At 63.6% G+C, this 13,557-nt stretch carries 13 protein-coding genes; 10 read left to right on the top strand and 3 right to left on the bottom strand.

Annotated features, from left to right (window positions below; translation table 11 throughout):
• Positions 1–30 precede the first annotated feature (30 nt).
• Entirely contained in the window at positions 31–783 is a 753-nt protein-coding gene (locus ACZXDY_RS16630; protein ID WP_464346230.1) for a GntR family transcriptional regulator, read from the bottom strand.
• A 240-nt stretch (positions 784–1,023) separates the two neighbouring features.
• Between ACZXDY_RS16630 and ACZXDY_RS16625 the strand changes: the two genes are divergently transcribed.
• From ACZXDY_RS16625 to ACZXDY_RS16610, 4 genes are all read left to right on the top strand, one after another.
• Complete coding sequence (locus tag ACZXDY_RS16625; RefSeq protein ID WP_155255219.1) at positions 1,024–1,188, top strand: hypothetical protein; 165 nt, start codon at positions 1,024–1,026, stop codon at positions 1,186–1,188.
• The gene (locus tag ACZXDY_RS16620) at positions 1,185–2,117 is read left to right on the top strand and encodes a DUF1989 domain-containing protein (RefSeq protein ID WP_464346229.1); all 933 of its coding nucleotides are present in this window, start codon (positions 1,185–1,187) and stop codon (positions 2,115–2,117) included. Before ACZXDY_RS16625 ends, ACZXDY_RS16620 begins: the two co-directional genes overlap by 4 nt.
• A gap of 3 nt (positions 2,118–2,120) precedes the next feature.
• Complete coding sequence (locus ACZXDY_RS16615; protein ID WP_464346228.1) at positions 2,121–2,786, top strand: flavin reductase family protein; 666 nt, start codon at positions 2,121–2,123, stop codon at positions 2,784–2,786.
• 75 nt (positions 2,787–2,861) lie between these two features.
• The gene (locus ACZXDY_RS16610) at positions 2,862–3,875 is read left to right on the top strand and encodes a formamidase (protein WP_464346227.1); all 1,014 of its coding nucleotides are present in this window, start codon (positions 2,862–2,864) and stop codon (positions 3,873–3,875) included.
• Between the two features lie 139 nt (positions 3,876–4,014).
• Here the strand turns inward: ACZXDY_RS16610 and ACZXDY_RS16605 are convergent, their stop codons facing one another.
• Positions 4,015–5,283, bottom strand: coding sequence for an allantoate amidohydrolase (locus tag ACZXDY_RS16605; RefSeq protein WP_464346226.1), 1,269 nt, complete (start codon positions 5,281–5,283; stop codon positions 4,015–4,017).
• Positions 5,284–5,613: 330 nt separating this feature from the next.
• Here ACZXDY_RS16605 and ACZXDY_RS16600 point away from each other — a divergent pair, with 330 nt between their 5' ends.
• From ACZXDY_RS16600 to ACZXDY_RS16575, 6 genes are read left to right on the top strand one after another with little or no spacing between them, the layout of a single operon-like run.
• A complete protein-coding gene (locus tag ACZXDY_RS16600; protein ID WP_464346225.1) occupies positions 5,614–6,723 on the top strand; it encodes a BMP family ABC transporter substrate-binding protein in 1,110 nt (369 codons plus the stop codon).
• The gene (locus tag ACZXDY_RS16595; protein WP_464346224.1) at positions 6,720–7,838 is read left to right on the top strand and encodes an ABC transporter permease; all 1,119 of its coding nucleotides are present in this window, start codon (positions 6,720–6,722) and stop codon (positions 7,836–7,838) included. Before ACZXDY_RS16600 ends, ACZXDY_RS16595 begins: the two co-directional genes overlap by 4 nt.
• A 1-nt stretch (position 7,839) precedes the next feature.
• Positions 7,840–8,766 carry an ABC transporter permease gene (locus tag ACZXDY_RS16590; protein WP_464346223.1) on the top strand — a complete coding sequence of 309 codons (927 nt, stop codon included), beginning with the start codon at positions 7,840–7,842 and terminating at the stop codon, positions 8,764–8,766.
• A gap of 17 nt (positions 8,767–8,783) precedes the next feature.
• Positions 8,784–9,467 carry a biuret amidohydrolase gene (biuH, locus tag ACZXDY_RS16585; protein ID WP_028164378.1) on the top strand — a complete coding sequence of 228 codons (684 nt, stop codon included), beginning with the start codon at positions 8,784–8,786 and terminating at the stop codon, positions 9,465–9,467.
• Positions 9,464–10,996 (top strand): ABC transporter ATP-binding protein, encoded by a 1,533-nt coding sequence (locus ACZXDY_RS16580; protein WP_464346222.1) that lies wholly within the window; start codon positions 9,464–9,466, stop codon positions 10,994–10,996. The genes biuH and ACZXDY_RS16580 overlap by 4 nt, the downstream gene beginning before the upstream one ends.
• Complete coding sequence (locus tag ACZXDY_RS16575) at positions 10,996–11,496, top strand: nucleoside deaminase (RefSeq protein ID WP_464346221.1); 501 nt, start codon at positions 10,996–10,998, stop codon at positions 11,494–11,496. Before ACZXDY_RS16580 ends, ACZXDY_RS16575 begins: the two co-directional genes overlap by 1 nt.
• A gap of 114 nt (positions 11,497–11,610) precedes the next feature.
• Here ACZXDY_RS16575 and ACZXDY_RS16570 read toward each other — a convergent pair whose 3' ends face one another.
• A complete protein-coding gene (locus tag ACZXDY_RS16570) occupies positions 11,611–12,738 on the bottom strand; it encodes a hypothetical protein (RefSeq protein WP_028164381.1) in 1,128 nt (375 codons plus the stop codon).
• Positions 12,739–13,557: the final 819 nt, after the last annotated feature.

Below are 13,557 nucleotides of genomic sequence, written 5' to 3'. Positions count from 1 at the left end.
GTGACGCTGGTGATGAAATCCTGTCCCCGGTCATTTCGCGGCCCGTGTCTTTCGCCGCGGCAGCCGCGCGATCTTTGATCCGCTGCCGGTTTCCGCCGTCTCCGTGTAGCGGGACAGCACCGCGCCGAGATCGAATTGCGCATCGCGATCCTGATCGAGTAGCGCCCGGTGCTCGACCGCGCCGAGGTGATGATCCATCAGCTCGATCGCCGCTTCGGCATTGCGGCTGCGCAGCGCGGCCACGATCTCGCGGTGTTCGTTGACGGCGCAGTCGGCGGAATGCGGCCGGCCGTAAAGCGCCAGGATCAACGAGCAGCGCGACACCACTTCGCCGAGATAGCGGCGGAACAGACTGTTGCCCGCGAGCTCGCCAAGCTTGACATGGAATTCGCCGGCGAGGCGGATGGAGACTCTCGCTTCGCCAGCCTTGCGCGCAGCTTCTTCCTTGCGGACATGCCCTTCGAGCTCGGCGCCGAATTCCGGCCGCCAGCGCGCGATCACCAGCCGCACCACTTCGCGTTCGAGCGTGCGGCGGACCTCGAAGACCTCCCTCGCCTCCTCCAGCGTCGGCTTGGCCGTGGTGGCGGTGCGCCGCGGCGGCGCATCGACCAGACCTTCCGATTGAAGCTGCGCCAAGGCTGCGCGCACCAGCGTGCGGCTCATACGAAACTGAGCACCGAGCTCGTCCTCCGGCAGCTTCGTGCCCGGCGGCAACGCCTGCTCGATGATCGCCTGGCGCAGCGCCTGGCAGGCAACATCAACGCGGGTCGATTTCTTGCTCATCCGAAATCCGCATGCGCCGTCGGACGAGAATGCGTCCGCGATTGCGCATACGATAGTTCGGCATTTCGTACACAGGATGCGGCAATATTGGTCGATGCGCTCGAATAAACGGCAGCACGACGCTCAAAGTTTGCGCTTCGAATGCGCGGTAAAACGCAGGATAACTGCAGCTCGATATCCGGTTGGGTGTAATTCTGTATACAGGATTTTACTATCTCGGATCGCTGCGGAGGGAATGCCATGAAGGAAACAGTCGTTAAGTTACGATTGAACCAGCAACAGCTTGAACTGATGGACCGCACCATCGCGCAGGGTGTGGCGCCTGATCGCGCGGCGCTGGTCCGTCTCGCGCTGCGCGAATACGCCGCCAACCGAAAGGCCGAGACCGCGAGAAGCTCGCGATGACCACGCGCAAGATCATATCGGAATGGCTACTCGAGCCGGGCACCGGCAAGGCGATCGAATTGTTGAAGGGGCAGATCCTGCGCATCGAGCAGGCCGAAGGCGGCCAGTGCGCCGACTTCAACTGCTTCAACCTGCATGACTACAAGGAATTCATGCATTGCGGCCGCACCCGCACCGTGCACGGCTTCCATCCGAGCAAGGGCACCTTCATGTGGTCGGCGCCGCCGCGCGAACGTGCGATGCTCTACATTCTCCAAGATACCGTCGGCCGCAACGACGTGCTGTTCCCGCGCTGCAGCGCCTATGTCTATGAAGCGGCCTACGGCTTTTCCGTGCACACCAATTGCCACGACATCCAGGCGGAAGCACAGCGCGAATACGGGCTAACGCCCGACGACGTGCACGATTCCTTCAACCTGTTCATGTGCACCGGCGTCGACGCCGACGGCCACGCCTACATGACCCGTCAGACCACCAAGCCCGGCGACTATGTCGACTTGCTGGCACTGATGGACGTGCTGGCAGTCCCCAATGTCTGCGGCGCCGACGTGATGAAGACCAGCAACTTTGCGCTGAAGCCGCTGAAGCTCACGGTGTTCGAGGCGACCGAAGCCGATCTCGCCAGCGTGCCGAAGACGCCCGTGCTCGCGAGCCAGCGAACGCCCAAGGATTTCAGGAACCCGATCATCAAGAGCGACCGCGCCTTGCGGCGGGATCCCGACTACAAGCCGGAGTTTCCGAACACGCCGATCGTGCTCACCGAACTTCCGATCACACTGACCGCGGAGGAAATCGCGATGTTCAACGCGGTCAAACTCACCGACATCTACGGCGACGATGACGCGGCGGCGCTGCGCGACATCCTGTTCTCCTGGTGGGAGGAGCGCTTCTTGCAGGCGCATGCCGGGGCGCCGGCGATCGAGGCCTGAGCGATGGATGCGATCCCCGCTCCGGACGAGGTCACCTTCGACTTCCGCAAGCTATCGGCACGCGAGCGCTACAAACTGATGATCGGCACCGTGGTGCCGCGGCCGATCGCGCTGGTGACGACCGTCGATCCAACGGGGCGCATCAATGCCGCGCCGTTCAGTTTCTTCAACTGCCTCTCCGCGGACCCGCCGATCCTAGCGCTCGGGGTGGAAAACCATCCCGATATGTCGTTCAAGGACACCGCGCTCAACATCCGCCTGACCGAAGTCTTCACCGTCAACATCGTCTCGCACGCGATTGCGGAAGCGATGCATGTCTGCGCAGTGCGGTTTGCGGCCGGCCGCGATGAACTCAGAGCCGCAGGGCTGACAGCGATGCCGGGCACTGCGGTGGCTTCGCCCTGGATCAAGGAAGCGCCCGCTGCCTTCGAATGCCGCCGCCATGTCACGCTGGAACTGGGAAAATCTCGCCAGATCATTCTCGGCGAGATTGTCTTTGCACATTATCAGCGCGAGGTGATCGATGCCGAGCGCCTGCACATCGATCCGGCCAGACTCGACGCGATCGCACGTCTTGGCGGCAACACCTGCGCCACCATCCGCGATCGCTTCGAGATGCTGACGCCGACGCTCGACGAATTCGGGGCGATGGCGGCGCCTGAAAAATAGTCTTTCGATGCAAACAGAAATCGGATTTGCTTCGCTTAATCCCAGAAACGACCAGCACTGAACAGGGAGTTCGATATGAACGGACTTGGCGGCCTCAATAAATCGCCCAACGGCGTCGTGATCGGGCTTGTTCAACTGCAATTGCCGGTCGTGGCGACCAAAGCCGATCTGGCGAAGCAGACCGAGAAGATCGTCTGGATGGTCGGCAAGGCGCGGCGCAATCTGTCCACGATGGATCTCGTCGTGTTTCCGGAATACTCGCTGCACGGCCTGTCGATGGACACCAATCCCGAAATCATGTGCCGGCTCGACGGCCCGGAGGTTGCCGCTTTCAAGCGGGCCTGCATCGACAACAAAATCTGGGGCTGCTTCTCCATCATGGAGTACAACCCCGACGGCAACCCGTACAATTCAGGCCTGATCATCGACGATCACGGCGATATCAAGCTCTACTATCGCAAATTCCATCCCTGGATTCCGGTCGAGCCGTGGGAGCCCGGCGACATCGGCATTCCCGTGATTGAGGGACCGAAGGGCGCCAAGATCGCTCTCATCATCTGCCATGACGGCATGTTCCCCGAGATGGCGCGCGAATGCGCCTACAAGGGCGCGGAGATCATGATCCGCACCGCCGGTTACACCGCGCCGATCCGCGAGAGCTGGCGTTTTACAAATCAGGCGAACGCGTTCCAGAACCTGATGGTAACAGCCAATGTCTGCATGTGCGGCTCCGATGGCTCGTTCGATTCCATGGGCGAAGGCATGATCGTCAATTTTGACGGCACCATCATCGCCCACGGCACCACGGGCCGCGCCGACGAGATCATCACCGCCGAGGTGCGCCCTGACTTGGTACGCGAGGCGCGGATCAACTGGGGCGTCGAGAACAACATCTATCAGCTCTGGCATCGCGGCTATGTCGCGGTGAAGGGCGGCGCGATGGATTGTCCCTACACCTTCATGCAGGACATGGTCTCAGGTAACTTCCGCCTGCCGTGGGAAGACCAGGTGAAGATCACCGACGGCACCTCCTGCGGCTTCCCAGCGCCGACGCGGATGTTCGGCAAGACGGCGAAAGCGGCGGAGTGACTCCCTCGCCCCGCTTTTGCGGGGAGAGGGTTGGGGTGAGGGGCTCCCTCCGCGTATTCGACTGCCGATGAATGCGCGGAGACTCCCCTCACCCGGCGCTTCGCGCCGACCTCTCCCCGCAAGAGCGGGGCGAGGTGACTCAAGGACCAAGCCGAAAATTCTCGATCAGCCGCAGCAGCACGCGCGCACCGACGTCGGCATCGGCAAGCTCGACATGTTCGTCGGGGTGATGGCTGATGCCGCCGCGGCAGCGGACGAAGAGCATCGCGACGTCGGCGACATCGATCATCGCCATGCCGTCATGCCCCGCCCCGCTCGGCAACTCGAACACGGCATATCCCTCGCCGGCGACCGCCTCCGCCACCTGCGCTTTCAGCCAAGGCGCGCAGGGCACGGTACGGTTCTCGTGGGTGACATCGAGCTGCAGCGCGAGTCCGCGGCGTTTCGCGATAGCCTCGATTTGACGAACGATATCGGCGACCGCGCGTTTGCGATGCATGTCGGTGGGGGCGCGGATATCGATCGTGAAGGAGACCTTTCCCGGGATCACGTTGGTGGCCCCCGGCAACGCATCGATATAGCCGACGGTGCCGACGAGGCCGCCATCATCGGTCCTGCAGAATTCCTCGATCGCCGTGATGCATTCGGCGGCGCCCGCCAGCGCATCGCGCCGGAGCGCCATTGGCACCGTACCGGCATGGCCGGCCATGCCCGTGATCTTTGCCGCAAGCCGCGTCGCGCCGGCGATCGCGGTCACCACGCCGACCGGCAGCCCCTTCTCCTCCAGCACCGGCCCCTGCTCAATATGCAGTTCGACATAGCCGAGCAGTTCGCGACGGGCGCGCGCGGCGGCGCCGATGTGATCGGGGTCGAGCCCGAACGCGACCATCGCCTCGCGCATGGAAATGCCGGCCTGGTCGCGCGCGTTCAGTACGCTTTCGTCGAAGGTGCCGGCGACCGCGCGGCTGCCGAGCAGCGTCGAGGCGAAGCGGACGCCTTCCTCGTCGGCAAAGCCAGTCACCTCGATCGCGAACGGCAATCGGCGGCCGCGCCGGTTCAGGTCGGCGACACAGGAGATCGCGGTGATCAGGCCGAGCGGCCCGTCCCATTTGCCGGCATCGCGCACCGTGTCGTAATGCGAGCCCAGCATCAGACACGGCAGGCCGGGCGTTTCTCCCTCATAGCGGCCGCAGACATTACCGATCGCGTCGAGATGCGCGCTCATCCCGGCCTCACGCATCCAGGACAAAAGGAGATCGGCCGCCTTGCGGTGCTCGGGCGTCAGATAGATGCGCGCCAGATGCGAAGGCGCTTCCGATATCGCCGCAAGCTGGTCGATGCGGGCAACGATCTCCTCGCCAAGCAAGGTTGGTCTGGTCCCGGCTCCCGCCGCGTCTGTCTTGCTCATGCTTTTCCAGTGAAAGGCCGCTTCGATCCCCGCCTCGTCGGGATCGATACAAGTTCAATGCCAGCGCCTTGGCGCATGATCAACGCCCCAAATGGTGCTCACCGGCCTTGCATACAATTATCTGGTAACGCTCAATAATTAGGCTGACGCACCGTCGCTCAAAGTTTGAGCGGAATATAGCATCGAATAATACCCAAGTTATTTCAATAGATTGGTATTTCATGCCCGCCAGATAGGCTCTGGCACGAAGCTTGCGACATCCCGCCTGAGCTCCGCCGTTGGCGCGGACGCGAAACGACAGGCGGCCGGACCGCCCCAGGGGAGCAGGCAATGGATTTCAGCAGGATTTCACGACGACATTTATTGCAAGGCGGCGCCGCGCTGGCGCTGGGCGGCACGATCGGTGCCCGCGCGGCGCACGCGGCCGAGACCACCATCGGCTTCATCTATGTCGGGTCGCGCGACGACTACGGCTACAACCAGGCGCACGCGCAGGGCGCGGCGGCGCTCAAGAAACTGCCCGGCATCAAGGTGGTCGAGGAAGAGAAGGTGCCCGAGACCGATGCGGTCGAGAAGACTATGGAGTCCATGATCAATCTCGACGGCTCCACGCTGCTGTTCCCGACCTCGTTCGGATATTTCAATCCGCACATGATCAAGATAGCGAACAAATATCCGAAGATCCGCTTCGAGCATTGCGGCGGCCTGTGGACCGAGAAGGATCCGAAGAACGCCGGCAGCTATTTCGGCTATATCGACGAGGCGCAGTTCATCTCCGGCGTCGTTGCGGGCTACTCGACCAAGAGCGGCAAGCTCGGCTTCGTCGCGGCCAAGCCGATCCCCCAGGTGCTGCGCAACATCAACGCGTTCACGCTCGGCGCCAAGCTCGCCAATCCGAAGGCGACGACGCAGGTAATCTTCACCGGCGACTGGTCGATGCCGGTCAAGGAAGCCGAAGCCACCAACAGCCTGATCGACCAGGGCGTCGACGTGCTGACCTGCCATGTCGACGGTCCCAAGACCATGGTCGAAAACGCCGCGCGCCGCGGCGCATTCGTCTGCGGCTACCACGTCAACCAGTCCCCGCTCGCGCCAAAGGCCTATCTCACCGGCGCCGAATGGAACTGGGAAGCGCTCTATCCGAAATTCCTGAAGATGATCACGTCGGGCGAATCGATCCCGAACTTCTATCGCGGCGGCCTGAAGGAAGAGATCGTCAAATGCTCGCCCTATGGCGAAGCCGTCTCGGCCGAAGCGCGCAAGCATGCCGACGAGATGAAGGCAAAGCTCATCGCCGGCGAATACACCATCTTCAAGGGACCGATCCTCGACAACAAAGGCAAGACGGTGATCGCATCCGGCGTCGACCGCGGCCAGAAGGATCCCGAGCTCGAGAAGATGGATTATCTGATCGAAGGCGTGATCGGAGCGACTTCGTGACGACAGACACGGCTGACTCGGCCGAGGCAGTCGAGGCGGTCGGGGTCGCCCCGGCCGCCGATCCCGGTTTCCTGCAGCGCTACGGCGCCGCCATCGAGTACATCCTGATCCCGGGCGCCGCCCTGATCGGCGCGCTCGCGACCTTCGGCGCGTTCGTCGCGCTCTACGGCAAAAACCCGCTCGATCTCTATTTCTACATGTACCAGGGCGCGTTCGGCACCTGGTTTTCCTGGCAGAATACGCTGACCCGCGCCGCGCCGTTGATCCTCACCGCACTCTGCACGGCGCTGCCCGCGCAGCTCGGCATGGTGATCATTGGCGGCGAAGGCGCGCTGCTGATCGGCGCACTCACGGCGACCAGCACCGCGCTCGCGATGCAATGGGCGCCGCCGCTGGTGGTGCAGATCGCGATGGTCGTTGCCGGCGTGATCGGCGGCGGATTGTGGATCACGCTGTCAGGCGCGCTCCGACAATATCGCGGCGTGAACGAGACGATCTCGAGCCTCTTGCTGGTTTATATCGCGCTCGCGATCCTCAACCATCTCGTCGAAGGCGTGATGCGCGATCCCGCCAGTCTCAACAAGCCGTCGACGCGCGAGATCGGCGCCGCCAACATGATCGGTACCATCCCCGGCACCGACGTGCATTGGGGCCTGGTGTTCGGCCTGGTCAGCGCGATCGCTGCCTACATCCTGATCTATCACACCACCTTCGGCTTCGCCGCCCGCGTCGCCGGCGGCAATATCCGCGCGGCGAAGATCGTCGGCCTCGGCGTCGGCAAATTGATCATGACGATCTGCTTTCTCGCCGGCGCCTGCGCGGGCCTTGCTGGCATGATCGAGGTCGCGGCCGTCCAGGGCCGCACCAACGCCAATCTCGCCGCGGGTTACGGCTTCACCGGGATCCTGGTCGCCTTCCTCGCGCGGCAGAATCCGCTCGCAGTCATTCCGGTCGCGATCCTGCTCGGCGGCATCAGCGCCAGTGGCGGTCTGTTGCAGCGGCGGCTCGGATTGCCCGACGCGTCCGTGCTGGTGCTGCAGGGCATCATCTTCGTGTTCGTGCTGGCGAGCGACGCGCTGTACGGACGCATCGGCTTCCTGAAAGGAAAGTCCTGACATGGCTGACAGTTCGATCGGACTGTGGACCGTCCCGCTCGCCGTGCTCGGCGGCGCCATCCGCGTCTCGACGCCGTTCCTGTTCGTCAGCCTAGGGGAATGCATCACCGAACGCAGCGGCCGCATCAATCTCGGGCTCGAGGGCACACTGGTGATGGGCGCGATGAGCGCCTATGGCATCTCCTATCTCACCGGCTCGCCCTGGCTGGGCGTGCTCGCCGCCGGCTTCACCGGCGCGCTGCTCGGCGCACTCCATGCCGGCATCTGCTCATTGCCGCGCGTGAACGACGTGGCGGTCGGCATCGCGCTGATGCTGTTCGGCATCGGGCTCGCCTTCTTCCTCGGCAAGCCGCTAATCGAGCCGACCGCGCCGCGGCTGCCCGCGATCGATTTCGGCTGGTGGAGCGACATTCCGCAGGTGCGCGCCGCGCTGCGCATCAACGTGCTGTTCCTGATCGGGGTTGCGATCGCCCCCATCCTCTATTGGGCGTTCAAGACCACGCGCTGGGGCCTCCTGATCCGCACCGCCGGCGAAAGCTCGGATGCGGCGCGGGCGATGGGCCATTCCGTGCTGCTGATCCGGCTGCGCGCCACCATGGTCGGCGGCTTCCTCGCCGGGATCGGCGGATCGTTCCTGTCGCTGTTCTACCCCGGTAGCTGGAACGAGGGCCTTTCCTCGGGCCAGGGCATCACCGCGGTCGCGCTCGTGATCTTCGCGCGCTGGGATCCCCTGCTCTGCCTGTGGGCCTCCCTCGCCTTCGGCGGCGCCGCGGCGCTGGGACCGGCGCTGCAATCGGTCGGCGTCACCTCGGGCTATCACCTGTTCAATGCCGCGCCGTACATCCTGACGCTCGCGATCATGATCATCACCTGCTCGCCGAAGCGCACGCTGACCGGTGCGCCGGCCGAGCTTTCCATCACCCGATAACACGCACGAGGTCGCGAATGCCCGAGCGCTATATTAAGTCCGAGCCCTATGCCTGGCCTTACAATGGCGATCTGCGCCCGGAAAACACCGCGCTCATCATCATCGACATGCAGACCGACTTCTGCGGCGTCGGCGGCTATGTCGACAAGATGGGCTACGACCTGTCGCTGACGCGGGCGCCGATCGAACCGATCAAGCGCCTGCTCGCGGTGATGCGGAGCCAGGGCTATCACATCATCCACACCCGCGAGGGCCACCGCCCCGATCTCGCCGACCTTCCCGCCAACAAGCGCTGGCGCTCGCGCCAGATCGGCGCCGGCATCGGCGATCCCGGTCCCTGCGGCCGCATCCTGGTGCGCGGCGAGCCCGGCTGGGAGATCATCCCCGATCTCAGCCCCCTGCCCAGTGAGCCGATCATCGACAAGCCCGGCAAGGGCTCGTTCTGCGCGACCGACCTGGAGCTGATGCTGCGCCTGCGCGGCATCGAGAACATCGTGCTGACCGGCATCACCACCGACGTGTGCGTCCACACCACGATGCGCGAGGCCAACGACCGCGGCTTCGAATGCGTGCTGATCGAGGATTGCTGCGGCGCGACCGACAAGGGCAATCACGACCATGCACTGAAGATGATCAAGATGCAGGGCGGCGTGTTCGGCGCGGTGGCGAAATCCGCCGACCTGATCGGAGCGATCTCGTGATCATCGGCGAGGCACCCCCGCCAAGTGGCGCTTTCGGCGTCGACGCCGTCGCCATGACGATGCGGTTCGGCGATTTCCTGGCGCTCGACAATGTCGAGCTGAAGGTGCGTCCCGGCTCTTTCCATGCGCTGCTCGGCGAGAACGGTGCCGGAAAGAGCACGCTGGTGAAGTGCATCATGGGCTATTACCACGCCACCCAAGGCGACATCCTGATCGGCGGGCGTGAGCAGAAGATCGGCAACCCGAAGGACGCGCACGCGTTCGGGCTCGGCATGGTCTACCAGCATTTCACGCTAGTGCCGGCGATGACGGTCGCGGAGAACCTGGTGCTGGCGCGCGACGACGTCCCGGCCGTGGTGGACTGGAGCAGAGAGAAGAAGGAGCTCGAAGCGTTCCTGGCACGGATGCCATTCAAGGTGCCGCTCAACGCCAAGGTCTCCGACATCTCGGCCGGCGAGCGGCAGAAGTGCGAGATCCTCAAGCAGCTTTACCTGAAGCGGCGCTTCCTGATCCTGGACGAACCGACCTCGGTGCTGACGCCGGGCGAGGCCGACGAGGTCTTGGGCATGTTGCGCGCCATGGTCGTGGCCGGGGAATTGACCATCCTGATGATCACGCACAAGTTCCGCGAGGTGATGGCCTTTGCCGACGAGGTGACCATCCTGCGCCGCGGGAAGCTCGCCGGCCAGGGCCGCGTCGCCGAACTCACGCCGGATGACATGGCGCGCACGATGATCGGCGCCGAGCAATTGACCGTGCAGCCAGCCCGCGTCGGCGAAGTCGGCGAGGCGCGGCTCGAGCTCGACAGGCTCACCGCGCTCGACGATGCCGGCGCGGCCGCTGTCCGCAACGTCTCGCTCACGGTCCGTGGCGGCGAGATCGTGGGCATCGCCGGCGTCTCCGGCAACGGCCAGCGCCAGCTCGTCGAAGTCCTCGCCGGCCAGCGCGACGCCGAGAGCGGTGACATCCGCATCCGCGGCGAGCGCTATTCGGCGACGCGCGAGGAGATGCGCCGGCACAAGATGTCGCTCTTGCCGGAAGAGCCGCTCAAGAACGCCTGTGTCGGTGGCATGAGCGTGGCCGACAACATCGCCCTCCGCGAATTCGACCGCGCGCCGTTCGCCAAGGGCGGCTGGTGGCTGAGCGGCGCGGCGTTTCGCAGGAACGCCGAACGCAAGATCGGCCTCTACAAGATCAAGACCCGCACGCCGGACACGCCGATCGCCGCGCTCTCGGGCGGCAACGTGCAGCGCGCGGTGCTGGCGCGCGAGCTTGGCGGCGAGGTCGAGGTGCTGATCGCGGCCAATCCCTGCTTCGGGCTCGATTTCGCCGCGGTGGCGCAGATCCACGCCGAGATCATGGCTGCGCGCAACCGCGGTGCTGCTGTGCTTCTCGTCAGCGAAGACCTTGACGAACTGCTCGAACTTTCCGACCGTCTGGTCGTGATGTTCCACGGTGAGTTCGTCCACGAGGCCCGCGCCAGCGAAGCCGATCTCACCGAGATCGGGCGGCACATGGCAGGACATTGATGACGGACATTTCCGCGCTCACCCAGGACGAGGCCGACCTGCATTTCCTGCGACGGTCCTTCGAGGTCGCCCGCCGCTCCGTCACCCACGGCAACCATCCGTTCGGCTCGGTGCTGGTCGATCGCGACCGCTCCGTGCTGATGGAGATGGAGAACGGCTATATGCCATCCCGTGACGGCACCGCGCATGCAGAGCGCTTGCTCTCGACCAAGGCCTGCACGAGCTTGCCGCCTGAGGTCCTCAAGCACGCCACGCTCTATTCGTCCGCGGAGCCCTGCGCGATGTGCTCCGGCGCGATCTACTGGGCCGGCATCGGCCGCCTGGTCTATGCGTTAAGCGAACATCGCCTGCGCGAGATCACCGGCAACCATCCGGAGAACCCGACGCTCGACCTGCCCTGCCGTGAAGTGTTCCGCACCGGGCAGCGACCGACCGAGGTCGTGGGGCCGCTGATCGAGGATGAGGCTGCCGAGCTCCACGCCGGCCTCTGGCAGAAATAGCGCGAAGAACTGTCGCCTCTGACCTGGGCTGCGTCCCGTCAACACGCGCCTGAGAAAAAAATGGCGCCGCGGGTTCATCGCGGCGCCCAGTTCACCTGGAGAACGGGTAGGTGGTTAGAACTTCACGGTGATACCGCCATAGACAGTCGATTCGGTGCAGCTATTGGTGCTGACCGTCACGCCGGCTGCGTTAGTGAGGGTGCAGACGCCGGGAGCAGCGTTGTGGTCGAGGCCGAACTTGTTCTGCCAGTAGCGGTAGGCAACCCAGAGATCGACGAAGTGGGTGTACTTCGGTCCCCAGACCGCCTTGCTGGCGTCGAAGGTCAGACGGATCGGCTCGCTGTTGAACTCAACGGCGGTACCGGTGCTGAACGGACCGGTGCCGAAGCCAACCAGCGGATTGTTCTGGTCACCCTTCTTGCCGTACCAGGCAGCGCGGCCGCTGATCGACCAGAACTGCATGTTCTCCGGCAGGAAGCCGAGGTCCATATAGTAGTTGGTTTCGACCGCCCAGGTCGGATTGAAGCTGGTGTTGCCGTCCGGAAGACAGGTGGCGCCGGGGGCCGGATACGGAATGCCGGGACCGAACAATCCGCACTGGTTGAAGGCGTTGTGGTTGGAAAACTCCCAGGACGCCAACGGCGACACGTTGAAATAGCCCTTATAAGGCAGCGCGAATTCGAACTGCAGACCGGCGACGACCTGTCGCTTGGCCGGGGCGAGGAAGTTGTTCTCGCTGTTGGCGTCCATACCGACTTCGAAGGAGACGTTGGTGAGCGGTCCGACGTTGAAGGCCTTGGTGTTGAAGATCTGGTTGAAGCCGAAGGTCGAGCGGAACAGACCGTAGATTTCGGTGGCGCCGGCGCAATTGCCGGGCGCGCCAGTGATCAGCACGCCGGCATTGGAGCACGGCGAGGCCGGATCGTTTTGACCCGACTTGAACATCGAGATCGTGAAGAAGTTGGTGCCGTAGGTCCAGATGTCGAAATGGGTGAACGAATAGACCTGCTTGGCGGTCGTGCCATTGATCGAACCGTCCGGCCGAATCGAGAATACACCGGGATCGGTGCCCTTGGGCATCCAGGAGAAGGTTACGCGGTTATCGACCAGCAGAAAGAACGGCAATTCAGGCGCGGGCTTCGGCGCTTTGACTGCCAAGTCGGCCGCACTGGCGAAGCCGGCGGGCGCAAGGGTGGCCAGTGACAGTGCCGCGGCTACCAGAGTTCGGCGAAGACTGAACATATTTGTATGTACCCCCAAAGTTGACGTGCGAAAGTTCGAGGCCCTTCGCAACGACCCTTGCGCCGTTCCCCCGAAGTGAGAAGCCTCAAGTTTTTCCACTGCGTGCTGCAAGTTTCGGCACGTAACGACTGCAACGTCAGTGTTTTAAGGAGTGGCCAGCGGCGAGGCGAAAACCCGCAAGCAACCTCCGCGCGTGGCGCGCATTTTCCGCTTTTGCCTATTTCTATTGGCTTTCTGCGACGTTTGAGCGCAGCGCCTTGCGATGCTGCACGATCACCACGCGTCATCGTACACAGTCGAAACTTCGCTGCTCAACTTTTTGTCAGCACTGCTTAGACGGACTCGAATTGTCTCGACCGTCGTAAATATGCAACAGGCGATGGAATGCAGTCGTTGCGAAGCCGAAGTGGCTCGCATCGTTCTCAGTGTCGTCCCCGCGAAACGCGGGGCCCATAACCACAGGGAGGTGTTGTGGCAAGAGCAAGCAGTTGTAGCGGAGCACACAACAAGGCCTGTGGTCATGTGTCCCGGGACGACGGGGATAGATCTGATTCAAATTTCAAACAGCGGCCGCGTAGGATGGGTAGAGCGAACCGAAACCTGTCGCGATGGAGCAAGCGGCACCAATGATGGGTTTCGCTTCGCTCTACCCATCCTACGTTGGATTCAAACGGCGGATGTGAGTCCGCATTCTCGCGGCGCGTTACGCCCGAGCTTTGCGTCTTGTTCCACCCTCCTCGAGATCAGAGGGCGCAGGGAAAGCCGGGTGCTGGTTGCACCCGTGGGTCCCGTGCAACAAAAAGCACGGGGGTAGGACCA

The sequence above is a fragment of the Bradyrhizobium sp. LeoB3 genome (assembly GCF_055456055.1).
This window is presented reverse-complemented; position numbering and strand designations above follow the sequence as displayed.